Here is a 25,071-nt window from a genome sequence, read left to right as displayed (position 1 = left end):
AAATCGGGTCCCCGGTTTCCACTGAAATCAAGTCACCGCGTGGGGTCGGGGTTCGTTGGGGTAACGGGGGAGTGGGGTGGTGGGTTACTTCTTGTACTTGCGGAGTTCGCGGCGGGCCAGGGAGCGGCGGTGGACCTCGTCCGGGCCGTCGACGATGTGCAGGGTCCGGGCGTGGGCGTAGAGCGCGGCCAGGGGGAACTCCTGGGAGACGCCGCCACCGCCGTGGGCCTGGATGGCGCGGTCGATGACCCAGGTCGTCATCTCCGGGACCGCGACCTTGATGGCCTGGATCTCGGTGTGCGCGCCCTGGTTGCCGACGGTGTCCATCAGCCACGCGGTCTTGAGCACCAGCAGCCGGGCCTGCTCGATCTTGACGCGGGACTCGGCGATCCAGTGCTGCACCACGCCCTGCTCGGCCAGCGGCTTGCCGAACGCCACGCGCTCGGAGGTGCGCCGGCACATCAGCTCCAGCGCCCGCTCGGCCATGCCGATGGCGCGCATGCAGTGGTGGATGCGGCCCGGGCCGAGCCGCGCCTGGGCGATCGCGAAGCCTTCGCCCTCACCGGAGATGACGTTCTCCACCGGCACCCGCACGTCGTTGAACACGACCTCGGCGTGACCGCCGTGGTCGGCGTCGTCGTAGCCGAACACGTGCATGCTGCGCTTGATCTCGACGCCCGGGGTCTCCTTGGGCACCAGCACCTGGCTCTGCTGGCGGTGCCGCTCGGCGTCCGGATCGGTCTTGCCCATCACGATCAGGATCTTGCAGCGCGGGCTCATCGCCCCGGAGGAGAACCACTTGCGCCCGTTGATGACGTAGTGGTCGCCGTCGCGGGTGATCCGGGTGCCGATGTTGGTCGCGTCGGAGGAGGCGACCTCGGGTTCGGTCATGCAGAACGCCGACCGGATCTCGCCGTCCAGGAGCGGCTGCAGCCACTGCTTCTGCTGGGCCTCGGTGCCGAACTGCGCCAGCACCTCCATGTTCCCGGTGTCCGGCGCGGCGCAGTTGGTGGCTTCGGGCGCCAGAGCTCCGGAACGGCCCATGATCTCGCACAGCGGCGCGTACTGCAGGTTGGTGAGCCCGGCGCCGTGCTCACCGGGCAGGAAGAGGTTCCACAGCCCGCGCTTCCGCGCTTCGACCTTGAGCTCCTCCATGATCGGCGGGTGCGCCGACCAGCGGTCCGGCGCCTCGTCGAGCTGCTGGGCGAACACCGGCTCGGCCGGGTAGATGTGCGAATCCATGAACTCCAGCAGCTCGCCCTGCAGCTCCTGGGTTTTGGCGTCGAACGCGAATTCCATCTCTCATGCCTCCTTGAGGGTCGCCAGACCCTGCGCGACGAGCGGAGCCACCAGGCCGCCGACGTGCTCGAAGCCCTCGCCGACGGTCTGGTTCTGGATGTAGCGGTAGTGGATGCCCTCCAAGATCACCGCGATCTTGAAGAAGCCGAACGCCAGGTACCAGTCCAAATCGGACAGATCGAGGTCGCTGCGCTCGGCGTAGCGGGCGAAGAGCTGCTCGGAGCTGGGGAATCCGTTCTCCGGGCCGACGCCCTTGGCGATCGGGTTGTTCGGCAACCCGCTGAAGCCCTCCCAGTAGACGGCCAGCAGGCCCAGGTCGGTGAGCGGATCGCCGATGGTCGCCATCTCCCAGTCCAGCACGGCCTCGATCCGCTGGTCGGCGCCCACGATGACGTTGTCGAGCCGGTAGTCGCCGTGCACGATGCCCACCGGACCGCCGGTCGGGACGGTCGCCGCCAGCCGCTGCGAGAGCACGTCGATGCCCTCGACCTCGCGGCTGTGGGAGGCCTTGAGCTGCTTGGTCCAGCGCCGCACCTGGCGCTCCAGGAACCCGTCCGGGCGGCCGAACTCGGCCAGCCCCACCGAGGCGGGGTCGATCGAGTGCAGGTCGGCGAGCACGTCCATCAGCTGGAAGGACAGGTCGTGGCGCTGCTGCCCGCTGAGCGTCTCGGTCTGCTCGGGAGACCGGTAGACGGTGCCGGGCACGTGCTGCATGACGTAGAACGGCGCGCCCAGGATCTCGTCGTTCTCGCACAGCAGCTCGGCGCGCGGCACCGGCACGCGGGTGCCCGCCAGGGCGGTGAGCATCCGGTGCTCGCGGCTCATGTCGTGCGCGGTGGCCAGCACGTGACCCAGCGGCGGGCGGCGCACCACCCATTGCTCGGTTCCGTCGCTGACGATGTAGGTCAGGTTCGACCGGCCGCCCTGCACCAGCTCGCCGGTGAGCTCGCCGGCGACCATGCCGGGCGCCTCGACGTCGAGGTACGCCCGCAGCCGGTGCAGGTCGAGGCCGGGCAGCTCGTCGGTCTCGGGTGCGTTCACCTGGTCTCCTCGTCTTGCGGTACGGATCCGGCGGGCAGCAGTTCGGCCAGCCGGGCTCGGGTTTCGGCCGGGCCGGTGTGCAGCACGGCGTGGATGCCCAGGTCCCGGGCGGCGTCGACGTTGGGCGCGCCGTCGTCGACGAAGGCGGTCTGCGCGGCGTCCAGGCCGAGCGCGTCCAGGCTCATCCGGTAGATGCGCGGGTCGGGCTTGCGCAGCCCGACCTCGCCGGAGAGGACCGTGGAGTCGAACAGCCCGGCCAGTTGTTCCCAGGGGTAGGAGTCGATGTTCCCCCAGCTGTTGGACAGCAGTGCGGTGCGGATCCCGCGTTCCCGCAGGTCGCGCACGAGCGTCAGCATGGCCGGTTCCGGCCGCATCCGCCCGAAGAGGCGTCCGAGCAGGTCGTCCGGGGGGACGGGCTCGTCGTCGAAGGTGCGCAGCCGGGCGGCCAGGGCCTTGTTGAAGCCGTCGGCGTCGAGCTCACCGGTCTCCAGCAGGTGCACGGGCGTGCCCGCGGGCGCGTTGCGCGAGAGCCATTCCTTGAGCGCGGCGGAGAACAGCTCGGGACGGATCCGCTCCTCGGCGAGCCAGGCGTTGATCGAGTCGCGCGTGGGTGTGGTGAGCACACCTCCGTAGTCGAAGACGACCGCGCGAACGGTCGGGCTGGCAGCACTGGAACCCATGCACCGGACCGTACCGACTAGACGGTATGTCGCGCTAGCCCCAGTTCGGGGGTCCAGCTGGAGTCAAGATGCCAGGGTGATGTCGGGGTCGCCCGAACGGGCGCTGGATGATCACCCCTGGTTGGCGCGTGTCCGTTGCGTCCGGATCGGTCGCGCGTCGGCGGGGGAGTGGTGCTCATCGGGGTGGCGGTTGCGCACGTCCGATCGGCCCAGCGCGGTGACGGTGGGTCAAAGGTGGTAAGTCCGGCAAAAACGTCGTCGTTGACCGCGGGTTTTACCCGTCGGTAGGTTTCGAATTCGCCGCGCGGCCAGCACTTTTCGAATCCCCCGATCGTGCAGGAGAGGCCAATGAAGTCCGTCCTCAGTGGAAAACGCGCCGCCATCGCGGCCGCCATCGCGGCCGCCTTCGCCGCAACCGCAGCGCTCGCCGCCGCCCCGCAGGCCGTGGCGGCCCCGTTCGACGTCAACTTCGACTGCTCCGGTGACTCCCCGCTGGGCGCCCAGCAGTTCAGCCTGCAGCAGAGCACCGACGTCACCGCCCCCGAAACCGTCGCTCCCGGAGCGGCTTTCGACGTCGTCGTCGACCCCGCGGTGAACACCATCCCCGGCGAGGTCAACGGCAACACCGTCAAGAAGGTCGGCGGCTTCGACCTGAAGATCCCGATCCCGGCCAACTCCACCTACGTCTCCGCCGACCTGGCCGGCGGCGCGGGCCTGGGCCCGAACCCACCGACCATCAACGTCGAGAACGGCGTGGCGACCCTGCACCTCGACGGGCCGATCGCCGGTGGCAGCGAGTTCGAACTGCCCACCATCACCGTGCACCTCACCGCCGGTGAGTCCGGCACCATCGAGACCAAGCTGGCCGGCACCAGCTACGAGGACCCGGGCCTGACCTTCACCGCGGTCGTGTCCTCGGCGATCGGCGACGTCGACGTCCCGTCCGCCTGCTTCCCGAACCCCAACCCGACGCTGACCACGACGACCATCGGCTGATGCCGGAGGAGTGGCGGGGGCGCGGTGGCGTCCCCGCCACTACCTGCGCGTGATGAGGTGGGCGGCGATCCCGGCGACCAGGCCCCAGAACACCGAGGCGACGCCGAAGGCCGTGATGTCGGAGGCCGTGACCAGGAACGCGATCAGCGCTGCGGTCCGGCTGCCGGTGTCGGCGGTGGCCTTGGCCAGCGAACCGCCGATGGTGTCCAGCAGGCCGATCCCGGCCAGCGCGGCGATCAGCGCGGCGGGGAAGGCAGCGATCAGGCTCGCCAGCGTCGCGCCGAACACCGCGATGAGCAGGTACAGCGCGCCCGAGGTGATGGCGGCCTTGTAGCGCTGGTCGGGGTTGGAGTGGGCCTCCTCGCTCATGGCCAGCGCGGCGGTGATCGCCGCGAGGTTGACCCCGAAGCAGCCCAGCGGCGCCAACAGCAGGTTCGCCGCCCCGGTCCAGGACAGCACCGGTGAGATCGGCGTGGTGTAACCGTGGGCCCGCAGCGTCACGACGCCGGGCAGGTTCTGCGAGGTCATGGTGATCACGAACAGCGGGATCGCGATGCCGACCACCGAGTGCACCGAGAGCTCCGGCCACGTCCACACCGGGGTCGCCAGCGACAGGTCGATGTCACCGGCCCGCAGGGATCCCGCGAAGGCGGTCCCGAGCACGCCGATGACCAGCGCGACCAGCACCGCGTAGCGCGGCAGGAACCGCTTGCTCAGCAGGTAGCCCGCCAGCATCGCCGCGACCAGCGCGAACTGCTCGCGCATCGTGGTGAACAGGTCGAGGCCGAACCGCAGCAGCACGCCGCCCAGCAGCGCGGCGGCGATCGCCGGCGGGATCAGGTTCACCGCCCGCTCGAACAGCCCGGTCACGCCCACCAGCAGCGACAGCGCCGCGGCCAGCAGGAACGCGCCCACGGCCTCCGGCATCGACAGCCCGTGCCCGCTCGACGCCAGCAGCGCCGCTCCCGGCGTCGACCAGGCCAGCACGATCGGCGCACGGGTCCGCAGCGACAGGGCGATCGAGACCACGCCGATCCCGATGCCCAGCGCGAAGATCCAGGACGAGATCTCGGCCGGGGTGGCTCCCAGCGTCCGCGCGGCCTCGAAGACGATGGCTGCTGAGCTCACCACCCCGACCAGGGTGGTGATCAGCCCGGCGACCAGGGTGGAAACCGGTGTGGCGGGGAGCCGCTGGCGCAACTGCACGAGACCATCCGTTCTGTATATGGAACGATGGGAGGCTAGGAGGTGACGGTGGAACCGGTCAAGCTCGTCGGTGAGAACCTGCGCTCGGCCCGCGCCCGGCGCGGCCTGTCGCTGTCGGAAGTGGCCCGGCAGGCCGGGATCGGCAAGGGCACGCTCTCCGAACTCGAATCGGGAAACCGGAACCCGACCCTGGAAACCCTCTACGCGCTGGCCACGGTCCTGGGCCTGCCGCTCGGCCGGCTCCTGGCGGCCGAATCCGAGTCGCCGGGCGAAGAGCTCCACGTGCACCGCTCGAAGGGGCCGGAGATCTCCGGCCGCGCCGCCGACGTCGAGCTGCTCGACCGCGTGGACGACGGCCGGACCCGCTTGGAGGTCTACCAACTGCACATCCGGGCGGGCACCCGCTACACGTCCCCGGCGCACCACCCGCGGGTCATCGAGCAGCTCCACGTCCACACCGGAACCCTCATCACCGGCCCGGAATCCGACCCGCACACCCTCAACCCCGGCGACTACATCCGCTTCGACGCCACGGTCCCGCACGTCTACGAAGCCCCCGGCGACGCCACCACGGCCACCCTCGTCATGCGTTACCCGACCTGACGAACCAAGCGCCGAGGGGACGAGGCGTCGAATTTCGCGCGAAATTCGAAGGGCGCCACGCGGTCGGGTGTGTTGTGCCTGGTCAGGCCTTCGGTGGGGGTGGAAAGGCGAAAGTCCCTCCGGGACGGGGGACCGGAGGGACTTCCTCGGGGGACGCCGCATCCCGTTCGGGGCGGGGTGCGGCGCGTGCGGCGGGTGCCCTCGATGGGGGAGGACACCCGCCTTCATCTCCAGCTCAGGCGTTGTCCTGCTTGAGCATGTCGGAGCACTTCTCGCCGATGGCCATCGTGGTGATGTTGGGGTTCACCGCCACCAGGAACGGCATCACCGAGGCGTCGGCGACGCGCAGGCCCTGCACGCCCTTGACGCGCAGCCGCGGGTCGAGCGGCTTCGAGTCGTCGTCGACAGCGCCCATCTTCACCGAACCCGCGGGGTGGTAGACGGTGTTGTGGGTGCGCTTGATGTAGTCGGCGATCTCGTCGTCGGTCTGCACGTCCTTGCCCGGGAACAGCTCCTCGCCGGCCCACTCCTGCATCGCCGACTGCGCGACGATCTTGCGGGCCAGCTTGATGCCCTCGGTCATCACGCGGATGTCGTGACCGTCCGGGTCGGTGAAGTACTTCGGGTCCACCTTGGCCTTGTCCCGGAAGTCCTTGCTGCGCAACCGGACCGTGCCGGTGGAACGCGCGCGGGTGACGTTCGGGGTCAGGCAGAAGGAGTTCTCCGAGGTCGGGTAGCCCTGCCGCACGGTGTGCATGTCGAACGGCACCGAACCGTAGTGGAACATCAGGTCCGGCCGGTCCAGTCCCTCTTCGGTCTGGGTGAAGATGCCGATCTCCCACCACTGGGTGGAGTCCTCCACCATCGGCTTCTTGGCCTCCCAGCTGATCACGCCCTCGGGGTGGTCCTCCAGGGTGGAGCCGACGCCGGGGGAGTCGACCAGCACGTCGATGCCGAACGCGCGCAGGTGCTCGGCCGGGCCGATGCCGGAGAGCATCAGCAGCTTCGGCGTGTCGATCGCGCCGGTGGACAGCACGACCTCCTTGCGGGCGGTGATCGTCCGCGAGTGGATGAGGTCGTCGCTGAGGTACTCCACACCGGTGGCGCGGGTGCCGTCGAAGGTGACCTTCTTGGCCCAGGCGTTGGTGCGGATCTCCAGGTTCGGCCGGTCCATGATCGGGTGCAGGTAGGACACCGACGACGAGGAGCGGGTGCCGTCCTGCTTGGCGTTGATCTGGAACCAGTTCGCGCCGTGGGTGACGGTCTTGCCCGAGTTGAACTCGGTGGTCGGGATGCCCTGCTGCTCGCAGGCCTCCAGCAGCGCCACGCCGGTCGGGTCCTTCGGCGGGACCGAGCGGATGGTCACCGGGCCGCTGCGGCCGTGGTGGTCACCCGGGCCGTCGTTGGTCTCCAGCCGCTTGTACAGCGGGAACATGTCCTCGGAGCCCCAGCCGGGCAGGCCCGTCGACTCCCACTCGTCGAGGTCCTCGGCCGGCGCCCAGAACGCGATGCAGGAGTTGTGCGAGGAGCAGCCGCCGAGCACGCGGGCACGGGCGTGCCGCATGAAGGAGTTGCCGTTCTCCTGCGGCTCGATCAGGTAGTCCCAGTCGTAACCGGACTCCAGCAGCGCCATCCACTTCTTGAGCTCGAGGACGTTGCTGTCGCCCACGTCGGACGGGCCGGCTTCGAGCAGGCACACGGTGGTGTTGGGGTCCTCCGACAGCCGGGCCGCGACCGCCGCACCCGCGCTGCCGCCGCCCACCACGACATAGTCGAACTGATCGGTCATGGTCATTCCTTTCAGAACTCAGACGAGGGAGGTGTTCTCGTCACCGGAGGCGTCCTTGCCGACCACCTTGTGGTCGGAGAGCACACCCACCTTGTGCCGCTGCACGAACCAGTAGTAGGCGAAACCGCCCACGGCCGCGATCCCGACGAACAGCACCGAGCTGTACTGCAGGTACCAGTGGTACGGCGGCTCGGCGTTGTAGACCTCGGTGCGCGGCCACGCGAGGTTGATCGTCATGCCCAGGCCCCACAGCACGGCCAGGACGTTGATCGGCAGGCCGAGCTTGCCGAGGCTGAAGCGGCCCTCCTCCTTGACCGGCTTCCACTTGCCGCGCAGCCGCGCGACCAGCATCGGGACCGTCACCAGCAGGTAGGAGATGTAGATCAGGATGATCGCCAGCGAGGTGATCGCGGTGAAGATCTGCGGCTGACCGATGTTGACCAGCAGCAGCACGATCGCGACGACACCGATGAACACCGCGGGCAGCACCGGGGTCTGGAACCGCGGGCTCACCCGGGCCAGCAGCTTGCCCGCGGGCAGCGCGTTGTCGCGGGCCATCGCGAACATGATCCGGATCGCGGCGGTGTGCACCGCCAGCACGCACACGGTGATCGCCACGAAGATCGCCAGCAGGAACAGCCGGCCGACGAACGGGCCGAGCGCGTCGCTGAGCACGAACTGCAGGCCGGACTCCGCCAGTTCCGGAGAGCTGAAGTCGCGCGTGGCCATCATGCCGAACAGCAGGATCAGACCGCCGAGGATGAACGAGGCGATCAGCGCGCGCAGGATGGCGCGCGGCGCGTTCTTGTGCGGGTCGATCGACTCCTCGCCCAGCGAGGCGGCGGTGTCGAAGCCGTACATGACGTAGGAGGAGGCGATGCCGGCGACCAGGAAGGCGCTCAGGTAGCTGCCGCCGTAGGCCGCTTCGGTGCCGTTGGTGTCGAGGATGACCGTCGGCGGGTTCACCACGACCAGCGCCAGCGCGATGATCAGCAGGACCGCCGCCGCCAGCTCGATGAACACGCCGGTGGAGTTGATCTGCGCCATCAGCTTCACGCCGTAGGCGTTGACCAGCGTGGTGAACAGGATCAGCACCAGCGCCAACAGGACGGCGTTGACCGCGGAGTCGGTGGCGCCGGAACCGTCACCGATCAGCTGGAAGCCGGACCAGATCTGCGGCAGCGTGTTCTGGTAGGCCAGCGCGGTGGCCGAGATGGAGACGATCGAAGCCAGCAGCATCATCCAGCCGGCCAGCCAGCCGACGTGGGGGCCGCCGAGCTTCTTGGCCCAGTTGTAGATGGAACCGGCGATCGGGTAACGCGATGCCAGCTCGGCGAAACTCAACGCCACCAGCAACTGCCCCAGGAACACGATCGGCCAGGACCACACGTAGGCGGGTCCGCCGAATCCGATGCCGAAGTACGACAGTTGGAAGGCGCCGGTGAGCACCGAGATGTAGCTGATGCCTGCGGCGAAGGTGTGGAAGCTGCCGAGGCTTCTCTTGAGCTTGTTGGTGTAGCCGAACTCGTTGAGCCCGGCGTCATGATTGGTGGTGGGCGCGCTCATGCCCCGAACTCCTTCCCCGGCCGACCGCGCCCGCCGGATGGCAGGTGCGACGACGCGGGTTGGTTGTTTGCTTAGCGCGAAATCCCGCTTCCCACAAGATCTTTGCGGGCGGTGCGGCGGCACGCGGGCCGCCGCACCGGACACAAGATTCCTTCCTTACTTCGAGGAGAACCAGTTCTGCGGACCGGGCCGCAGGTTCTGGTAGACGTGCTTGGCCTCCTGGTACTCGCCGAGACCGGCCCGGCCGAGTTCGCGGCCGATGCCGGACTGCTTGAAACCACCCCACTCGGCCTGCGGGAGGTAGGGGTGGAAGTCGTTGATCCACACGGTGCCGTGCCGCAGCCGGTTGGCCACCCGCTGCGCCTTGGCCGGGTCGCCGGTGAACACCGCGCCGGCCAGGCCGTAGTGCGTGTCGTTGGCGATGCGGATCGCGTCGTCCTCGTCGGTGAAGCGCTCGACGGTCAGCACCGGGCCGAACGATTCCTCGTTCACCGCGTGGCTTCCCTGCTTCACCTCGTCCAGGACCGTGGGCAGGTAGTAGTGACCGTTGGCGTAGCGCTCGCCCTCGGGGCGCTTGCCGCCGGTGCGCAGCACCGCGCCTTCGGCGACCGACTTGGTGACGTAGTCGTCGACCTTCTGCAGGTGCGCGGCGGAGATCAGCGGGCCGGTCTCGGCGTCGTCGTCGAACGGGCCGCCGATGCGGATCTGCTCGGCGCGGCGGACGATCTCGTCGACCAGTGCGTCGTGCAGCTCGTCCTGCACGATCAGCCGGGCGCCCGCGGAGCAGACCTGGCCGGAGTGCAGGAAGATCGCGGTGAGCGCGAAGTCCACGGCGGTGTCGAAGTCGGCGTCGGCGAAGACCACGTTGGGGTTCTTGCCGCCCAGTTCGAGCGCGACCTTCTTGACCGTCGGCGCGGCCATCGCGGAGATCTTGCGGCCGGTGTGCAGCCCGCCGGTGAACGAGATGAGGTCGACGTCGGGGTGCTCGGCCAGCACCGAGCCGACCTCGGAACCGGTGCCCAGAACCAGGTTTCCGACGCCAGCGGGCAGTCCGGCCTCGTCCAGCGCGCGCATCAGCAGGATGGCGGTGGAGGGGGTCAGCTCGCTGGGCTTGAGGATGAAGGTGTCGCCCGCGGCGATGGCCGGCGCGACCTTCCAGGCCACCTGCAGCAGCGGGAAGTTCCAGGGCGTGATCATCCCGCAGACGCCGACCGGCTCGTACTGGACGCGGCTGATGGCGTCCGGGGTGCCGGTGTCGACGAGGCTGCCCGCGTCGGTGCCGGCGATCTTGCCGAAGTAGCGGAAGCAGGCGGCGATGTCGTCCATGTCGAACTCGCTCTCCACCAGGCGCTTGCCGGTGTCGAGCGATTCGGCGCGGGCGAACTCGTCCTTGTCGCGGACGAGGATGTCGGCGACGCGCAGCAGCAGGTCACCGCGGTCCCAGGCGGAGCTGGTGGACCACGCGCCCTCGTCGAAGGCCCGGCGCGCGGCGGCGATGGCCTGCTCGGCCTCGGCGCGGCCGCCTTCGGAGACGGTGGCGACCAGCTGTCCGTCGGCGGGGCAGTGGATCTGCCGGGTGCGGCCGTCGGAGGCCGGAACCCACTTGCCGTCGATGTACAGCGTGGGTGCCGAATTGTCTGCTTGCGGCATGGCTCTTCCCCGTTTTGTCGCTAGTTTGTCCGCGTCCGCGTTCGTCGTGAACACGAGTCGCACTTCGTGCCTGGTTCACAATGCGTCGGACGCCGATTCGTTGCCACGCGAATCCGCACCGGGTGATGCGGAGCAATTCGCCGAATGGTGCCTTCCATCGGCACGCCTCGGTCCCGAATTCACCTCCTGGTGGTCCATTCGGTGGCTATCTGGCGCTTTCTCGTCCCAATTCCGCGCGACGCATTTCCGCATCGCGCACGGCCATTGGCTGCGGTGCCGGGAGAAGACCCTAACACCATTGATGTACATCTGTACATCATCGGCTGTTCAGGCTCGCTCGGGATCGTGGAAAAATGCGAGTTGAACAGGCCAAACGGCTTGTCGGTGACGTGGACCGCATCGGGATTGGCGCCGACGTGGCAAGCTGGATCTCCGGATGGGCCGATCACCCCGGACCCGGGAGCCGGCCCGCCACCCGGATGCCGAATCCGCTCACGCGCTGTGACAGGGGAGGATCGCCGAGCGCATGACGACCCAGCCCGCGCCGACCGCGCGCCGCAAGGATCCCGACCGCCGCGAGCGCATCGCCCGCGCCGCGATCGACGTGGTCGCGGAGCGCGGCGTCGAGAAGCTCACGCACCGCAGCGTCGCGGCTGCGGCGGGTGTCCCGCTCGGATCCACCACCTACTACTTCGCCACCCTCGACGACCTGCTCGCCAGTGCCCTGCGGCAGGCCGCCGAGGACGACGTCGAGCACATGCGCCAGTGGGCCGCCGAGCTGGAACCGGGCCGTGACCTCGCCAGCGCGCTGACCGACCTGGTGCTGCACTACCTCGGCCCCGCGCGCGCCCAGACCGCCGTTGAGCACCAGCTCTACATCGCCGCGCTGCACAAGCCGGCGCTGCGCCAGGTGAGCCAGGAGTGGGACAGCTGGCTGGCCGAGCTGTTCGCCTCCTACACCGACGAGGCGACCGGTCGCGCCCTGTCGGTGCTGTTCTGCGGTTGGCAGCTGCAGGGGATCGTCCGGGAATCGGTGCCGAGCCGAGACGAAATCGAGATGACTTTTCGGCGGATGCTGCAACCGGGCGCGAAAACCTGATTCCAACAGGCATTTCAGGGCGGGTGTCCGCGCGGTCAACATCGGATGTCCGTTGCATTGCACCGGAATCGGGGCAGTTGATCTCAATGGCCCTGGCGAGGAAGATGTAGGCATAGCGATCCGTGGCATCGGTGTTCGGTGATGTCGTCGAAGTGGTCGGTTTTGATCCGGCGGGCGCACCAGCGGATGAATCACCGGTGAGGCACGGACTTGCCGCGTCGGGGCGTGGCTCGCTCCCAGCAAATTTGATCAACTCAGGTGGGGTGAGACCGTGGGGCACATCGAAGACCGCGAACTGGTACCGCTGAAGGCCGATTTCGACACCGTCTGGTACGGGTACCGCCGCTCACAGGTGAAGTTCTACATCCAGCAGACCGAGGCCGAGCTGCGGCTGGTCACCGAGGACAGGGACTCGGCGTTAAGCCAGGTCAACGAGCTGTCCGCGCAGCTCGACCAAGCGCGCGCCCAGGTCGAGGAGCTCAAGCGCGAGCTCGACGCGCAGGCGCAGGAACCCATTTCGATGGATGCGCTCTCCGACCGGATGCGCCGCATGGTCCGGCTGGCCCAGGACGAGGCCAAGGAGATCGTGGCCAGCGCTCAGGCCGCCTCCGAGCACGAGTGGGCCCGCTCCGAGCAGGCCGCCGCCGAGCTGCGCAACCGCTACGAGCGGCTGGTCGCCGAGGCCGATGAGTGGCGCCGCCAGTCCGAGCAGCAGCGCAACGAGCTGATCGCGCGCACCCGCACCGAGGTGCAGGAGATGGCCAAGGAGGCCGAGATCCAGCGCAGGCAGCTCGACGCCGAGGCCGAGGACCGCCGTGTCCAGGTGGAACACGACTTCGAGGTGTCCATGTCCGCCCGCCGCGAGGAGGCCATGCGCATCCTCGCCGAGCGTGAGCAGGCCAGCCGCGAGGAGGCGCAGCGCCGCGTGCGCGAGGCCACGGCCGAGAGCGAGCGCCGCATCCAGCGCGCCGACGACTACTCGGCGACGATGCTCAGGACCCGGCAGCAGCTGGCCGAGCAGGTGCGCACCGCGCAGCAGATCCTCGGCAACGCCGAGCCGTTCCTGGTGGCCACCGAGACCGGTTCCGACAGCGAGGCTTCGGACGCCTACGTCTCCGGAACCGTCCACAGTGGAGAGAAGGGCGTCGAGGTCCCCAAGCAGCGTGACGAAGAGCCGCTGCCGCAGGAGGCCGAAGCCACCGTCTGAGGCAACTGCGTCACCCGGGGTGCGCACCACCGCGCACCCCGGGTGAGCGCTGGGCCGCTCGCCGGGCGTCCGGCGGGTGGCCCGTTGCTGCGCGCGGGGGACGTGTCGAGAACACGCCGCGCGCTTCCCGCTGGTGCGCCCGGCTGGCTAGATTGCTCCGACCGTCGTGATCACCGGGAGGTCGGATGAACTGGCGCGGATGGGCTACCACCGCCGTGGCCTGCGCTGCGACGCTGGTGGGGATTCCCGCGGGAGCCGCCCCGCAGGACGAGCTCGCCCAGCGGCTCGAAGACGTGCCGGGCCTGACCGTCGTGGGCGAGCGGCCCACCGAGCCCGGCTTCCGGTTGTTCGACCTGACCTTCACCCAGCCGGTCGATCACCTGAACCCGGACGCCGGTACCTTCCAGCAGCGGCTGACCCTGCTGCACCGCGACCCGTCCCGGCCCACGGTGCTGCACACCACCGGCTACGGGCTGCCGACCAGCGCGAACCGCGCGGAGCCGACGCAGCTGGTCGACGGCAATCAGGTCAACCTGGAGCACCGCTTCTTCACGCCGTCGCGGCCCGAACCCGCCGACTGGAACGATCTCGACATCTGGCAGGCGGCCACCGACGAGCACGAGGTGATCTCGGCGCTGCGCGGGGTCTACGACCGGAAGTGGATCACCACCGGTGCGAGCAAGGGCGGCATGACGGCCGTCTACCACCGCCACTTCTACCCGGACGACGTGGACGGAACCGTTGCGTACGTCGCACCGAACGATGTGGACAACGATCGCGACGCCTACGACGGGTTCCTCTCTTCAGTCGGTACCGATCCAGTCTGCCGCGAGGCCCTGACCGCCGTGCAGCGCGAGGCGCTGATCCGCCGGCCGGAGGTGATCGCGAAGTTCCAGGCCTACGCGGACTCGCAGGGGATGACCTTCGACCGGATCATCGGCGACATCGACCGCGGCCTGGAACTGGTCGTGCTCGACGCGCCGTGGAGCTTCTGGCAGTACCGGGGCCAGCAGGACTGCGACCAGGTCCCGGCGACCACGGCCAGCACCGACGAGATCTACCGCTTCCTGGACGAGACCGTCCAGTTCGCCTTCTACACCGACCAGGGCATGGAGCCCTACACGCCGTACTACTACCAGGCCGGAACGCAGCTGGGCTGGCCCGGGGTGTCCGACGAACCCCTCGCCGACCTGCTGCACCACCGCGAGCTGAGCCAGCCGCGCAACCTGGTGCCGCGGGAGATCCCGATGGAGTTCGAGCCGGGCGTGATGCGCGAGGTCGACACCTGGGTCTCCAGCCGCGGCTCGGAGCTGATGTTCGTCAACGGCCAGAACGACCCGTGGAGCGCCGAGCCCTTCGAGCCCAGCCGCCAGGACTCGCACTCCTACCTGGTGCCCGGCGCCAACCACGGCGCCAAGATCGCCGGCTTGCCCGCACATCAGCGGGCCGAGGCCGAGGCCACCGTGCGCCGCTGGGCCGGCGTGGACGTCCCGGCGCTGCGCAGCACCGGAATCGACCAGCAGCCGCTGGAGCGTCACCCGCTCTGACGCGCGGCCGTCCGGTCGTAGAAGCGCATCAGGAAGTCGTGGGCGGGGCGTTCGACCGCTCTGGTCAGCGCCCAGCCCACGGCGGTGCCGGTGGCCAGCATCGCCAGCGTCTGCAGCACCGGCGGCACACCGCTGGTGTCGAGGTAGTGCAGCAGGATGTAGCCGATGGTCTGGTGGCTCAGGAACACCCCGTAGGAGATCCCGGCGAACCAGGTCACGCCGCGTGCGAGCGCGGGCGGAAGCTTCCAGTCCGGACCGCAGGCGACCAGCGTCAGCACCAGCAGGCCGGTCCACACGCCGAGAGTGGAGCCCCAGTCGCAGTCCAGCTGGCCGTCGGGCAGCCGGATGTAGTTGTGCATGGACTGGGCGAACATGCAGGCGGCCAGCAGGGCCGCGAAGTGGCCGCGCGAGAGGCGCCGGGTGGAGACCATCCAGATCGCCACCCCGGCCACGAACAGGTGCCAGCGGTGCGCGCCGAAACCGTCCACGATCATCCGGTAGGTCTCCGGCGCCCCGGAGATCCGCAGGTGCCACTGGGTCAGCGGGAGCAGCACGGCCGTCCACAGCACCCAGACGATCTTGCTGCCGTGGCCCCACTTGGTGGCGAACAGCACCGCGGCGAAGGTGAAGCCCATCAGCTGCAGCGGCACCGTCCAATGTGAACCGTCCAGGAAGGCGTACTCCAACGGCTTCCAGTTCCACAGCATCAGCAGGTGGTCGACCAGGTCCTCGCCGGTCGGTTCGACCCAGCTCGGTGGTCGCAGGAAGCGCAGGACCAGCCAGATCAGCACGACCGCACCGACGAACGGCGGCACCAGCCGCGCCATCCGCTTCCACCAGTAGCGCAGCAGGCTGCCGCGCCCGATGGTGGCCGCCGCGAAGTACGCCGAGATCACCAGCAGCAGGCTCGCGCCGACCTGGTACGGGAAGACCAGCTGGCGCGGGGAGAGCTCGGGGTGGGTGACGCGGCTCATGTGGGTCGCGTGGTAGATCATCACCAGCAGCACGCAGCCGGTGCGCACGGCGTCCCAGCTGATTTTCCGGGTGCTCCGCTGCGAAACACGGCCGGCGCGCGTGGCGGTCAGTTCGTGCACGCTCGCTACCTCGAAGTTCGGTACGTCCGGAAATCTTGCTGGTAGAGGTGAGTTTCTGGGCGAACAGTCTAGACGCTTGAGCTGTTCGGTCGAGGTGGGGGCACGGTGCGCGCGAGCAGCGCGAAGCTCAGCGGTTCCGGTGTGCGCAGGTCGGCGTCGGCGGGCTCGGGTCGCCAGTCGGCCACCGGCACGGCGCCCGGTTCGAGAAGTTCGAGGTCCTCGACGAAGGCGAGCACGGTCTTGCGATCGCGGATCGCCGGGGGAGCGCAGTCGGGCAGGACCGCGAGGACGTCGTGCGCCGGTTCGGGCGCGAACTCGTCGGTGAAGTGCGACAGCGCCAGGAACGAGCCGGGCGCCAGCACATCGGTGTAGCGGCCGATCACCTCGCCCGGGTCGTGGTGCTCGCCGAAGAGGTGCAGCACGCCGAGCATCAGCACCGCCACCGGCTGGTCGAAGTCCAGCAGCCGCCGGGTCCCCTCGGCGGCCAGCACGGTTTCCGGATCGCGGACGTCGGCGTGCACCATCGCGGCGGTGCCGCTGCCGCCGAGCAGCAGCTCGCCCTGGGTGGCGGCGATCTGCTCGTTGTCGACGTAGACCACGCGCGCGTCCGGGGCGATCTCGGCGATGATCTCGTGCGGGCCGCCTGCTGCCGGGATGCCCGAACCGAGGTCGAGGAACTGCCGGATGCCCTGGTCGAGGCAGGTGCGCACCATCCGCCGCATGCAGTCGCGGCCGGCCAGCACCTCCATCCGGGTGTGCGGGGCGGCGGCCAGGATGTGGCGGGCCAGCGCGCGGTCGGCGGCGAAGTTGCTGCCGCCGCCGAGCAGGTAGTCGTGGACGCGCGCGTCGCTCGGACGGTCCAGGTCGAGGGTCCTGGTGATCATCGGTCGGCCACCAACGTCTCTGCGAGTGACTTTGCCACTGCGTAGCGTAGTGATCGTTGGCCGCACTGATCAGGTGAAAAATCCGCAGCGTAGTGACGCAGCGTCACCTCTCTGGAGTAGTGCGCAAGATCTGTGAGCGTCCCTCGTCGCGTTCCCGATGAGGGTGAAAAATGCCTTTCCGGTTCTGCGGAAAACCGAAAGAACTAAAGAGATAACCGGTAGGACGAGCTCCGGATTGGAGGTCGAATGAGGAGCGGGTTGCCACAATGAGGCGAGCATCACCCAAAAGAGAGTCAGCATCTGTATGCTCTCCGTTACTATCTGCGTCGCGTACCTGTGTGCCCAAAGCGAGCCCGACCCGCATCCGGCGATGAGGAACCGTTGATGTCGACCGACAGTCCCGTGCCCCGGCGAGGGGAGTTCCCTTACTGGTACCCGGTGGTCATCGGCTTCGCGGTCACCCTCGTCCTCTCCAGCGCGGTCTTCGCCTGGGCGGTCGTGAAGGCTCCCGTCGGCACCCCGGTCGCCCTCACCGGTGCGCTGCTCGTGCTCGCGCTGTCGGTCGCCGTCGGAGGAGTCGTCCGCGGGGTGCAGATGACCCGGCACTACCGCATCGCCGCCGCCAGCATGAACAGCGACATGGTGAAGCTGGCCGACGAGACCCTGCCCGGCCTGGCCCGGCAGCTGCGCGGCGGCGCCACCGCCGAGGAAGCCGACAAGGAGATCAAGCACGACTACAGCGTTCCGCACCGGCGCGTCATCAAGGCCCTGTCCAAGGAGCTGGCCACCAGCGAGAAGGCGCGCGCCGCAGCGCTGTCCACCTGCTCCACCGCCGCGGGCCGGGTCCAGGCGCTGGCCACCGGGATGCTCGCCGACCTGCGCGAGATGGAGGGCAAGCACGAGTCCGAGGACGTGCTGGCCGACCTGCTCAAGCTCGACCACACCACCGCGCAGGCCGGGCGGCTCGCCGACAGCATCGCGGTGCTCACCGGAGCGCGCAGCGGACGCCGCTGGACAAAGCCGATCGTGGTGGAGAGCGTGCTGCGCGGCGCGATGGGCCGCATCAGCGCCTACCAGCGAATCCGCTTGCACTCCACCAGCACCGTCGCGGTCGTGGGCTACGCGGCCGAGGGCGTCATGCACGCGCTGGCCGAGATCATGGACAACGCCACCAAGTTCTCCCCGCCCACCGAAGAGGTGCACGTCTACGTCGAAGAGGTGCACAGCGGGGTGGTGGTCACCGTCGAGGACAGCGGGCTGGCGATGAGCGACGCCGCGCTCGCCCGCGCCGAGCAGGCGGTGTCGGACGCGCCGCTGGACCTCGCCGAGATCTCCGGCAGCCGGCTCGGCCTGGCCGTCGTCGGCTGCCTGGCGCGCAAGCACGAGCTGTCGGTGTCCTTCCGCGGTTCCGCGCGCGGCGGGACCGGCGTGGTGGTGATGATCCCGCAGAAGCTGATCACCCAGCCGCGTCCGGAGTCCGAACCTCTCGCCGAGGAGGAACCGGCCAAGCCGACGCTGGACCCGCACGCCGAAACCGCAGTGGAAACAACCGATCCCGGCGAACTCCCCAAGCGCCGCCGGGGCAAGACCCTCACCGCCGTGCGCTCGGCCCCCGCACCCAGGAAGGCCGAGGGCAAGCGGCTGGACGCGGGCTCGCGCTTCGGCGCGTTCTCCAAGTCCCGCCGCGACGAATCGTCCACATCGGACGACGAACCCCGATGACCCCCTGGAAGACCCCGATTGGAGGTGTGGGACCACGGGTCGCCCCGCCCGCGGTCCCGCCACCGCGATGACCATCGACACCCGCGAGCTCGACTGGATGCTGGAGAACCTGCTGCAGAACACCCCCGGCAGCAGGCACGCGCTGGTGCTGTCCAAGGACGGTCTCAAGCTCTGCCACACCGCCGGCCTGACCTCCGACCAAGCCGACCAGCTCTCGGCCATCGCCTCCGGCATCCAGAGCTTGTCCTACGGCGCCTCGGTGGAGTTCGGCGACGGCAGCGGGGGAGTGCGGCAGTCGATGACCGAGTTCTACGGCGGCGTGCTGTGCATCGTCGAGGCCGGTTTCGGCGCCCACCTGGCCGTGCTGGCCTCCGACGAGGCCGACGTGGGCGTCGTCGGCCACAACATGAACGAGCTCGTCGAGCAGATCGGCGAGCACCTGCGCAGTCCGAACCGGGTCGAGGTCTCATGACGCGGCGGCTGCTCGACGACGAGGACCCGGACCGGCTCTACATCGTCACCGGCGGCCGCACCCGTCCCGCCGATGACGCCTTCGACGCGGTGACCCTCGTGGTCGCCGAGGGCGAACCGACTCCGGGCATGCAGTCCGAGCATGCCGCCATCCTGCGACTGGGTCGCGAACCGATCTCGGTGGTGGAACTCGCCGCCGAGCTCCGGTTGCCGGTGAGCGTGGTGCGCATCCTGCTCGGTGATCTCCAGGCGATGGGCAAGATCACCGCGCGGCACCCCTCGGCCCGGCGCGACCCGTCGGAGATCCCGACACCCGACTTCCTCAAGCAGGTGCTCGTTGGACTTCGCAACATCTGACCGGATCCCGTTGCGGCGCAGCGCCTCCGACGGGCTCAAGGTCGTGGTCATCGGTGGTTTCGCGGTCGGCAAGACCACGATGGTGCGCTCGGTCAGCGAGATCCGGCCGCTGAACACCGAGGAGACGATGACGGTCGCCAGCGTCGGCGTGGACTCCACCGCCGGCGTCGGCGCCAAGACCACGACCACGGTCGCCTTCGACTTCGGGCGCATCACGCTCAACGAACGGATGGTGCTGTACCTGTTCGGCGCACCCGGCCAGGAGCGGTTCTGGTTCATCTGGGACCAGCTGTTCAGCGGTTGCCTCGGCGCGGTCGTGCTGGTGGACTCCCGCCGCATCGCCGACTGCTGGTACGCCATCGACCGGCTGGAGGAGCAGGGGACGCCGTTCGTGGTGGCGCGCAACAACTTCGGCGTTCCCAAGCACAGCCTGGAGCACGTGCGCGAGGCGTTGGACCTGCCCGGCGAGGTGCCGATGCTCGACTGCGACGCCCGCGACCGCGGGTCCAGCAAGGGGGTGTTGGTGCGGCTGGTGGAGCACCTGCACGAGATGTCGCTGGCCCGGGAGTCGTGATGGACCCGTCCGCGGGCGCGTCGCCGTTCTTCGGCGAGCGCTTCCACCGCGACCCCGCCGCGGTGTACCGGCGGCTGCGGCGGGACCACGGGCCGGTGGCGCCGATCCAGCTGGAGGGCGGCGTTCCCGCCTGGTGCGTGCTCGGGTACCGCGAAGTGCACCACGTGGTCGGCAACCCCGAGCTGTTCACCCGCGATCCGCGGCGCTGGAACCAGTGGCACCGGGTTCCGGAGGACTGGTCGCTGCGCGCCTACGTCGAACCCCGTCCCTCGGCCCTGCTGGCCGACGTGCACGAGCACCGCACGCGCGCCCCCGTCGTGCACGACGCACTGGCCACTGTGGACCCGTTCGAGATCTCCGGTGCGGTGGAGCGGATCTGCGACACACTCATCGACCGGTTCGCCGGGCGCGGCTTCGCCGACCTCGTCGTGGAGTACACCCACCAGATCCCGCTGCTGGCGATGGCCAAGATCTACGGGCTGCCCGACGACGACGTCCCGATGCTCACCCACGACGTCGCGCTGTCCGGGCAGGAGGGCGAGGAGGCGGTGCGCGCGCACGAGCGCACCGTCCGCCGGATGCTGCGGCTGGTGCGCGAACGCCGCGCCGATCCGTCCGGCGACCTGGTGTCCTACCTGGTGGAGCACCCGATCGGCTTCTCCGAGGACGAGATCGCCGCAGACCTGTTCATCACCCTCGGCAAGGCGCACCTGACCACATCGGACTGGATGGCCAACGCGCTGCGGCTGATGCTCACCGAAGCCCGGTTCGCCATCGACCTGGCGGGTGGCCGCGGCAGCGTGGGCCACGCCCTCAACGAGGTCCTCTGGGAGGACACCCCCACCCAGAACCAGGTGGGGCGCTGGGCGAACCAGGACGTCCAGCTCGGCGGCAAACCCATCCGGCGGGGGGACCTGCTGGTTCTCGGCCTGGCCGCGGCCAACGCCGACCCCCAGGTCCGCCCGCACGGCCACGAGGGCGCCACCGGCAACCACGCGCACCTGTCGTTCAGCCACGGCGAGTACGGCTGCCCCTACGCGGCCCAGGAGATCGCCAGGACCATCACCACCACCGGCATCGAGGTCCTCCTCGACCGCCTCCCGGACACCACCCTGGGAGTCGACCCGGAGGACCTCACCTGGCGCCCCTCGCTGCTGATGCGAGGCCTCACCTCACTACCGGTGACCTTCGCCCCGCACTAGCCCCACCGGGCGAAGTCCCCGATTTCAATGGAAACCCGACCTCCGATTTCAATGGAAATCATGGATCGGACTTCCATTGAAATCGGATCCGCGACAGCACGGCGGGGGTCAGAGCCAGCGGTAGCGGCGTTCTGGGCGGCCGGTCCCTCCGTAGCGGAGGTGGACCTCGGCCCTGCCGGACTCGACGAAGTGCTCCAGGTACTTGCGGGCGCTGACCCGGGAGAGCTCGGTGGCGTCGGCGCACTCGGTGGCCGAGAGGTCGCCGCCGTCGGCGGAGCGGTCGCGGAGGATCTCCTCGACGATGCGGGAGGTCTCGGGCGACAAGCCCTTCGGCGGGGTCACGCCGCGAGCCCTGGTGCCGAAGAGGCGGTCGACGTCCTGCTGCGCGGTCGGGGCATCGCCCGGGAGGTCGGCCAGCGCGCGGTGGACCGAGCGGAAGCTCTCCAGCCGCTCCCGCAGCGCCTCGTAGCTGAACGGCTTGATCAGGTAGTGCAGCGCCCCGCCGTGGATCGCGCCCCGGACGGTGTCCAGGTCGCGCGCCGCGGTGATGACGATGACGTCCGGATCGGCCGACGGCCGGCCGCGCAGCTGGCGCAGCACCGACAGGCCGTCGACGTCGGGCAGGTAGATGTCCAGCAGCACCAGGTCCGGCCGCAGCTCGTCGACGGCCACCACGGCGTCGGCCCCGGTGTGCGCGACGCCGACGACCTCGAACCCGTCCACCCGCGAGACGTACCCGCTGTGGACCTTGGCGACCATGAAGTCGTCGTCGACGACCAGAACCCTGATCATGCCTCCTCCAACGGCAGCCGCGCGGTGAACACCGCGCCGTCGGCGTTGTGCACCTCCACCGATCCGCCGCGCCTGCGGCAGATCTGCCTGGTCAGCGCCAGTCCCAGGCCGCGCTCACCACCGCGCGCGGCCTTGGTGGTGAAGCCGTGCCGGAAGACCTCCTCGACGATCTCCGGCGCCACGCCCGGACCGGAATCGCGCACCACGACGGTGATCTCGTCGCTGTGCCGCAGCTCCACCTCGATCCAAGCGTCCTTCGTGGACTCCAGCGCGTCCAGCGCGTTGTCGACGAGGTTGCCGAGCACCGTGACCACGTCGGCGGAGAGCTCCTCGTCGATCTCGCCGAGGAAGCCGCCCTCGTGCAGCCGCAACCCCACCCCGCGCTCGGCGGCCAGGCTCGACTTGGCGATCAGCAGCGCGGCCGTGGCCGGGTCCTGCACGCGCGCGGTCACCTCGGCGTGCCACTGCTCGCTGTGGTGGCTGATCCGCTGCACGTAGCGCTGCAGCTCGTCGTACTCGCCGAGCTCCACCAGACCGGAGATGGTGTGCAGCCGGTTGGAGAACTCGTGGGCCTGGGCGCGCAGCGTGTCGGTGGTGTCGCGGTGCACCGCCAGCTCGCGCTGCAGGTCGACCAGTTCGGTGCGGTCGCGCATCGTCACCACCGCGCCGACCGAGGAGATCGGCATCCGGTTGAGCACCACGACCCGCCCGCGCCGCAGCACGATCTGGTCCACCCCGTCGGTCCGTCCGGTGAGCACGTCGCGCGCCCGGTCGCCGAGGTCGAGGGAGTCGATGTCGCGTCCCAAGGAGTCCGCCGGCAGCGCCAGCAGGCGTAGCGCCTGGTCGTTGACCAGTGTGATCCGGTTCTGCTCGTCCACGCCGAGGACGCCTTCGCGCACGCCGTGCAGCAGTGCCTCGCGGTGCTCGACGAGCCGGGTGATCTCCTGCGGTTCCAGTCCGAGGGTCTGTCGCTTGACCCGCCGTGCCAGCAGCACCGAACCGGCGATGCCGAGGAACGCGGCGAAGGCCAGCAGGCCGAGCGGGTACTCCGGTGCCTGGCGGACCGCCTGGAACAGGTCGGGGGAGTGCCGGCCTGCGGCGACGATACCGAGGATGCCGCCGTCGCGGGAGACAACCGGAACGTGCGCGACGAGGGAGTCGACGCCGCCGATGGCCATCTCGCCGACCCAGGCCCGGCCGCTGAGCACCCTCGATTCGCCCAGCGGGAGCGGTAGTCCGCGTTGGTCGGGGTCCGTCGCGGCGAGCACGGTGCCGCGATGGTCGGCGATGATCACGAAGTCGGCGCCCGAGAGGTTCTGCGCGCTCTGCGCGAAGATCGCCAGCAAGCGTTGCGAGGACACTTCGTCGGTGAGGCTGACCCGGACGCCTCCGGTGGCGGCGACGTCCTCGGCCACCGACAGCATCTTGCGGCCTTCGGTGGCCCGGAACGTCTGGTCGGTCTCCGCCACCGAGAACACCGCGACGGACGCCAGCAGCAACAAGATGATCACGAGCTGCCCGCTCAGCATCTGACGCGACAGCGAACCGCGCACCCGAAACACCAGACCCACCTCCTCTCCACCACCGGTCTCGAAACGTTAGACGTCCGGTCAACCCGTTCTGGCTGCCCCCCGGATCGGGTTACGCAAGTAACAAAAGTGCCGATACGTGCTAAAGCGAGACATCCGGGTTTAGGAGTGGCAACTATGGCCAGGATCTCATGCAGCACCCACCACAACGGAGAGGCGGGTTCGAAGTGCGCGCACGCACTGTGCTGGCCGTGATCGCGGCCCTGGCACTCATCATCGGTATCCCGGTCGTGATGAAGTTCAGCTCCGGCGGGCAATCCCAGGACAGCGAAATCCAAGGACTGCGGATCATGGTCCCCACCGAGCCCGGCGGTGGCTACGACACGACCGCCCGGTCCGCGGCGAAGGTGATGGAAGAGGCCAAGCTCAACAGCAACGTCGAGGTGTTCAACGTGCCGGGTGCGGGCGGCACGATCGGCCTCGGCCGCACGGCCGCTGAGAACGGCAACGGCAAGCTCGCCCTGCAGATGGGCCTGGGCGTGGTCGGCGCTTCCTACACTAACAAGTCCCCGGTCCAGCTCAAGGACACCACGCCGATCGCCAAGCTCACCGAAGAGCCCGACATCATCGTGGTGCCGAAGAGCTCCCAGTACCAGGACATCAAGCAGCTGGTCCAGGACTGGAAGGCGAACCCCGGCGGTCTCCCGGTGGGCGGCGGCTCGTCCCCCGGCGGTCCGGACCACCTGGCTCCGATGCTGACGGCCAAGGCGGCCGGTCTGGAGCCGAAAGCGGTCAACTACGTGCCGTTCGACGGTGGTGGCGAGCTGCTGGCCTCGTTGCTCGGCGGCAAGGTCGCCTTCGGCGTGACCGGCATCGGTGAGGTGCGCGATCAGATCGACGCGGGTGAGCTGCGGGTGCTGGCAGTGACCAGCGCGCAGCGCGCCGCCGGGGTGAACGCCCCGACGCTGAAGGAATCCGGCATCGACGTGGAGTTCACCAACTGGCGCGGCGTGGTGGCACCTCCCGGCCTCAACGACGCCGACCGCGAGAAGCTGGTTTCGCTCTACACCAAGCTCAACGAGTCTCCGCAGTGGCAGGACACCTTGAAGCGCAACGGCTGGACCAACGCTTTCCAGTCCGGTGACGAGTTCGCCAAGTTCATGCAGTCCGAGAACGACCGAGTGGCCTCGGTGCTCAAGGAGTTGGGACTGGCATGAGCGAGAGTCGCGTGACCTCCCCCGGGCAAGACCGCCCGGGGGAAACCCCGTCCGGTTCGACGTGGTTGCGGGACCATTCCGAGCTCGGCATCTGCGTGCTGCTGGCCGCACTCGGCGCTTTCGTCCTCGTAGACGCGTTGCTGATCTCGACGGACTTCGCCCAGCGGGGTCCGGTGGGCCCGAAGACGATGCCGATCGTCGTGGGTTCGGGGCTCCTCGTGGTGTCCGCGCTGCTGGTGGTGGACGTCCTGCGGGGAGGCCGCGGCGAGTCGGAGATCGGTGAAGACGTCGACCTGTCGGTGCCGGCGGACTGGAAGACGGTGCTGCTGCTGGCCGCGGCTTTCCTCGCGAACGCGGCGCTGATCAACGTCGTCGGGTTCCTGCTCTCCGGAGTGATCCTGTTTTGGGGCTCGGCCTACGCCCTCGGCAGCCGTGCCTTCAACCGGGACCCGTTGATCGCCGCGGGGCTGACCGTACTCACCTACGTGGTGTTCAACTACCTGCTCGGCGTTTCGCTCCCGGGCATTCCGCTGCTGGGGGTGTGAC

At 69.2% G+C, this 25,071-nt stretch carries 23 protein-coding genes; 12 read left to right on the top strand and 11 right to left on the bottom strand.

Going from position 1 to position 25,071, the window contains the following annotated elements; translation table 11 throughout:
* Positions 1 to 84: 84 nt before the first annotated feature.
* The 3 genes from R4I43_RS27060 to R4I43_RS27050 are packed head-to-tail and all read right to left on the bottom strand — an operon-like array spanning position 85 to position 3,020.
* Entirely contained in the window at positions 85 to 1,299 is a 1,215-nt protein-coding gene (locus R4I43_RS27060) for an acyl-CoA dehydrogenase family protein (protein ID WP_324268511.1), read from the bottom strand.
* Positions 1,300 to 1,302: 3 nt separating this feature from the next.
* A complete protein-coding gene (locus tag R4I43_RS27055; RefSeq protein ID WP_324268510.1) occupies positions 1,303 to 2,340 on the bottom strand; it encodes a phosphotransferase family protein in 1,038 nt (345 codons plus the stop codon).
* Positions 2,337 to 3,020: an HAD family hydrolase gene (locus tag R4I43_RS27050; protein ID WP_324268509.1), complete on the bottom strand. Its 684-nt coding sequence runs from the start codon at positions 3,018 to 3,020 to the stop codon at positions 2,337 to 2,339. Before R4I43_RS27050 ends, R4I43_RS27055 begins: the two co-directional genes overlap by 4 nt.
* A gap of 348 nt (positions 3,021 to 3,368) precedes the next feature.
* Here R4I43_RS27050 and R4I43_RS27045 point away from each other — a divergent pair, with 348 nt between their 5' ends.
* A complete protein-coding gene (locus R4I43_RS27045; RefSeq protein ID WP_324268508.1) occupies positions 3,369 to 4,016 on the top strand; it encodes a cyclase in 648 nt (215 codons plus the stop codon).
* A 39-nt stretch (positions 4,017 to 4,055) separates the two neighbouring features.
* On the opposite strand, the gene R4I43_RS27040 is transcribed toward R4I43_RS27045, so the two are convergent.
* Positions 4,056 to 5,222, bottom strand: coding sequence for a benzoate/H(+) symporter BenE family transporter (locus tag R4I43_RS27040; protein ID WP_324268507.1), 1,167 nt, complete (start codon positions 5,220 to 5,222; stop codon positions 4,056 to 4,058).
* A 42-nt stretch (positions 5,223 to 5,264) separates the two neighbouring features.
* On the opposite strand from R4I43_RS27040, the gene R4I43_RS27035 reads away from it, so the two are divergent.
* Entirely contained in the window at positions 5,265 to 5,825 is a 561-nt protein-coding gene (locus tag R4I43_RS27035) for a helix-turn-helix domain-containing protein (protein ID WP_324268506.1), read from the top strand.
* Positions 5,826 to 6,060: 235 nt separating this feature from the next.
* On the opposite strand, the gene R4I43_RS27030 is transcribed toward R4I43_RS27035, so the two are convergent.
* From R4I43_RS27030 to R4I43_RS27020, 3 genes are all read right to left on the bottom strand, one after another.
* On the bottom strand, positions 6,061 to 7,614 hold the full coding sequence (locus R4I43_RS27030; RefSeq protein WP_324268505.1) for a GMC family oxidoreductase: 1,554 nt from the start codon (positions 7,612 to 7,614) through the stop codon (positions 6,061 to 6,063).
* Positions 7,615 to 7,632: 18 nt separating this feature from the next.
* The gene (locus tag R4I43_RS27025) at positions 7,633 to 9,180 is read right to left on the bottom strand and encodes an APC family permease (protein ID WP_324268504.1); all 1,548 of its coding nucleotides are present in this window, start codon (positions 9,178 to 9,180) and stop codon (positions 7,633 to 7,635) included.
* 156 nt (positions 9,181 to 9,336) lie between these two features.
* Entirely contained in the window at positions 9,337 to 10,830 is a 1,494-nt protein-coding gene (locus R4I43_RS27020) for an aldehyde dehydrogenase family protein (RefSeq protein WP_324268503.1), read from the bottom strand.
* Between the two features lie 526 nt (positions 10,831 to 11,356).
* On the opposite strand from R4I43_RS27020, the gene R4I43_RS27015 reads away from it, so the two are divergent.
* The 3 genes from R4I43_RS27015 (at position 11,357) to R4I43_RS27005 (ending at position 14,683) form a co-directional block, all read left to right on the top strand.
* Positions 11,357 to 11,929: a TetR/AcrR family transcriptional regulator gene (locus R4I43_RS27015; RefSeq protein WP_324268502.1), complete on the top strand. Its 573-nt coding sequence runs from the start codon at positions 11,357 to 11,359 to the stop codon at positions 11,927 to 11,929.
* A 271-nt stretch (positions 11,930 to 12,200) separates the two neighbouring features.
* Positions 12,201 to 13,136: a coiled-coil domain-containing protein gene (locus R4I43_RS27010; protein WP_324268501.1), complete on the top strand. Its 936-nt coding sequence runs from the start codon at positions 12,201 to 12,203 to the stop codon at positions 13,134 to 13,136.
* Between the two features lie 185 nt (positions 13,137 to 13,321).
* A complete protein-coding gene (locus R4I43_RS27005; protein ID WP_324268500.1) occupies positions 13,322 to 14,683 on the top strand; it encodes a S28 family serine protease in 1,362 nt (453 codons plus the stop codon).
* Here the strand turns inward: R4I43_RS27005 and R4I43_RS27000 are convergent.
* The gene (locus R4I43_RS27000; RefSeq protein ID WP_324268499.1) at positions 14,671 to 15,777 is read right to left on the bottom strand and encodes an acyltransferase family protein; all 1,107 of its coding nucleotides are present in this window, start codon (positions 15,775 to 15,777) and stop codon (positions 14,671 to 14,673) included. The two genes, R4I43_RS27005 and R4I43_RS27000, sit on opposite strands and share 13 nt — an antisense overlap.
* 68 nt (positions 15,778 to 15,845) lie before the next feature.
* The gene (locus R4I43_RS26995; protein ID WP_324268498.1) at positions 15,846 to 16,661 is read right to left on the bottom strand and encodes an SAM-dependent methyltransferase; all 816 of its coding nucleotides are present in this window, start codon (positions 16,659 to 16,661) and stop codon (positions 15,846 to 15,848) included.
* Positions 16,662 to 17,045: 384 nt separating this feature from the next.
* Between R4I43_RS26995 and R4I43_RS26990 the strand changes: the two genes are divergently transcribed.
* From R4I43_RS26990 to R4I43_RS26970, 5 genes are all read left to right on the top strand, one after another.
* On the top strand, positions 17,046 to 18,383 hold the full coding sequence (locus R4I43_RS26990) for an ATP-binding protein (RefSeq protein WP_324268497.1): 1,338 nt from the start codon (positions 17,046 to 17,048) through the stop codon (positions 18,381 to 18,383).
* A 67-nt stretch (positions 18,384 to 18,450) separates the two neighbouring features.
* On the top strand, positions 18,451 to 18,855 hold the full coding sequence (locus R4I43_RS26985) for a roadblock/LC7 domain-containing protein (RefSeq protein ID WP_324268496.1): 405 nt from the start codon (positions 18,451 to 18,453) through the stop codon (positions 18,853 to 18,855).
* Entirely contained in the window at positions 18,852 to 19,211 is a 360-nt protein-coding gene (locus tag R4I43_RS26980) for a DUF742 domain-containing protein (RefSeq protein ID WP_324268495.1), read from the top strand. The genes R4I43_RS26985 and R4I43_RS26980 overlap by 4 nt, the downstream gene beginning before the upstream one ends.
* A gap of 43 nt (positions 19,212 to 19,254) precedes the next feature.
* Positions 19,255 to 19,785, top strand: a complete 531-nt coding sequence (locus tag R4I43_RS26975) for a GTP-binding protein (RefSeq protein ID WP_324268540.1) — start codon at positions 19,255 to 19,257, stop codon at positions 19,783 to 19,785.
* Positions 19,785 to 20,987, top strand: a complete 1,203-nt coding sequence (locus R4I43_RS26970; RefSeq protein WP_324268494.1) for a cytochrome P450 — start codon at positions 19,785 to 19,787, stop codon at positions 20,985 to 20,987. The genes R4I43_RS26975 and R4I43_RS26970 overlap by 1 nt, the downstream gene beginning before the upstream one ends.
* A gap of 108 nt (positions 20,988 to 21,095) precedes the next feature.
* On the opposite strand, the gene R4I43_RS26965 is transcribed toward R4I43_RS26970, so the two are convergent.
* Entirely contained in the window at positions 21,096 to 21,779 is a 684-nt protein-coding gene (locus tag R4I43_RS26965) for a response regulator (RefSeq protein ID WP_324268493.1), read from the bottom strand.
* Positions 21,776 to 23,308 carry a sensor histidine kinase gene (locus tag R4I43_RS26960; RefSeq protein WP_324268539.1) on the bottom strand — a complete coding sequence of 511 codons (1,533 nt, stop codon included), beginning with the start codon at positions 23,306 to 23,308 and terminating at the stop codon, positions 21,776 to 21,778. The genes R4I43_RS26965 and R4I43_RS26960 overlap by 4 nt, the downstream gene beginning before the upstream one ends.
* Before the next feature lie 293 nt (positions 23,309 to 23,601).
* Between R4I43_RS26960 and R4I43_RS26955 the strand changes: the two genes are divergently transcribed.
* Both R4I43_RS26955 and R4I43_RS26950 read left to right on the top strand, forming a co-directional pair.
* Positions 23,602 to 24,525 carry a Bug family tripartite tricarboxylate transporter substrate binding protein gene (locus tag R4I43_RS26955; protein WP_407691320.1) on the top strand — a complete coding sequence of 308 codons (924 nt, stop codon included), beginning with the start codon at positions 23,602 to 23,604 and terminating at the stop codon, positions 24,523 to 24,525.
* Positions 24,522 to 25,070: a tripartite tricarboxylate transporter TctB family protein gene (locus R4I43_RS26950; protein WP_324268491.1), complete on the top strand. Its 549-nt coding sequence runs from the start codon at positions 24,522 to 24,524 to the stop codon at positions 25,068 to 25,070. Before R4I43_RS26955 ends, R4I43_RS26950 begins: the two co-directional genes overlap by 4 nt.
* The last annotated feature ends 1 nt before the right edge of the window (position 25,071 follow it).

The organism is Saccharopolyspora mangrovi, assembly GCF_035320975.1.
Taxonomy (GTDB): Bacteria; Actinomycetota; Actinomycetes; order Mycobacteriales; family Pseudonocardiaceae; genus Saccharopolyspora; species Saccharopolyspora mangrovi.
Note: the sequence above shows the minus strand (reverse complement) of the source record. Positions and strands in the feature narration are given on the sequence as shown.

Excerpts from the sequence above, each read along its gene's own strand:
- R4I43_RS26960 (WP_324268539.1), bottom strand. The coding sequence starts at position 23,308 with ATGCTGAGCGGGCAGCTCGTGATCATCTTGTTGCTGCTGGCGTCCGTC.
- R4I43_RS27030 (WP_324268505.1), bottom strand. The coding sequence starts at position 7,614 with ATGACCGATCAGTTCGACTATGTCGTGGTGGGCGGCGGCAGCGCGGGT.
- R4I43_RS26970 (WP_324268494.1), top strand. The coding sequence starts at position 19,785 with ATGGACCCGTCCGCGGGCGCGTCGCCGTTCTTCGGCGAGCGCTTCCAC.
- R4I43_RS26950 (WP_324268491.1), top strand. The coding sequence starts at position 24,522 with ATGAGCGAGAGTCGCGTGACCTCCCCCGGGCAAGACCGCCCGGGGGAA.
- R4I43_RS27005 (WP_324268500.1), top strand. The coding sequence starts at position 13,322 with ATGAACTGGCGCGGATGGGCTACCACCGCCGTGGCCTGCGCTGCGACG.
- R4I43_RS27050 (WP_324268509.1), bottom strand. The coding sequence starts at position 3,020 with ATGGGTTCCAGTGCTGCCAGCCCGACCGTTCGCGCGGTCGTCTTCGAC.
- R4I43_RS26995 (WP_324268498.1), bottom strand. The coding sequence starts at position 16,661 with ATGATCACCAGGACCCTCGACCTGGACCGTCCGAGCGACGCGCGCGTC.
- R4I43_RS26965 (WP_324268493.1), bottom strand. The coding sequence starts at position 21,779 with ATGATCAGGGTTCTGGTCGTCGACGACGACTTCATGGTCGCCAAGGTC.
- R4I43_RS26955 (WP_407691320.1), top strand. The coding sequence starts at position 23,602 with ATGAAGTTCAGCTCCGGCGGGCAATCCCAGGACAGCGAAATCCAAGGA.
- R4I43_RS26990 (WP_324268497.1), top strand. The coding sequence starts at position 17,046 with ATGTCGACCGACAGTCCCGTGCCCCGGCGAGGGGAGTTCCCTTACTGG.
- R4I43_RS27020 (WP_324268503.1), bottom strand. The coding sequence starts at position 10,830 with ATGCCGCAAGCAGACAATTCGGCACCCACGCTGTACATCGACGGCAAG.
- R4I43_RS27060 (WP_324268511.1), bottom strand. The coding sequence starts at position 1,299 with ATGGAATTCGCGTTCGACGCCAAAACCCAGGAGCTGCAGGGCGAGCTG.
- R4I43_RS26985 (WP_324268496.1), top strand. The coding sequence starts at position 18,451 with ATGACCATCGACACCCGCGAGCTCGACTGGATGCTGGAGAACCTGCTG.
- R4I43_RS27015 (WP_324268502.1), top strand. The coding sequence starts at position 11,357 with ATGACGACCCAGCCCGCGCCGACCGCGCGCCGCAAGGATCCCGACCGC.
- R4I43_RS27025 (WP_324268504.1), bottom strand. The coding sequence starts at position 9,180 with ATGAGCGCGCCCACCACCAATCATGACGCCGGGCTCAACGAGTTCGGC.
- R4I43_RS26980 (WP_324268495.1), top strand. The coding sequence starts at position 18,852 with ATGACGCGGCGGCTGCTCGACGACGAGGACCCGGACCGGCTCTACATC.
- R4I43_RS27045 (WP_324268508.1), top strand. The coding sequence starts at position 3,369 with ATGAAGTCCGTCCTCAGTGGAAAACGCGCCGCCATCGCGGCCGCCATC.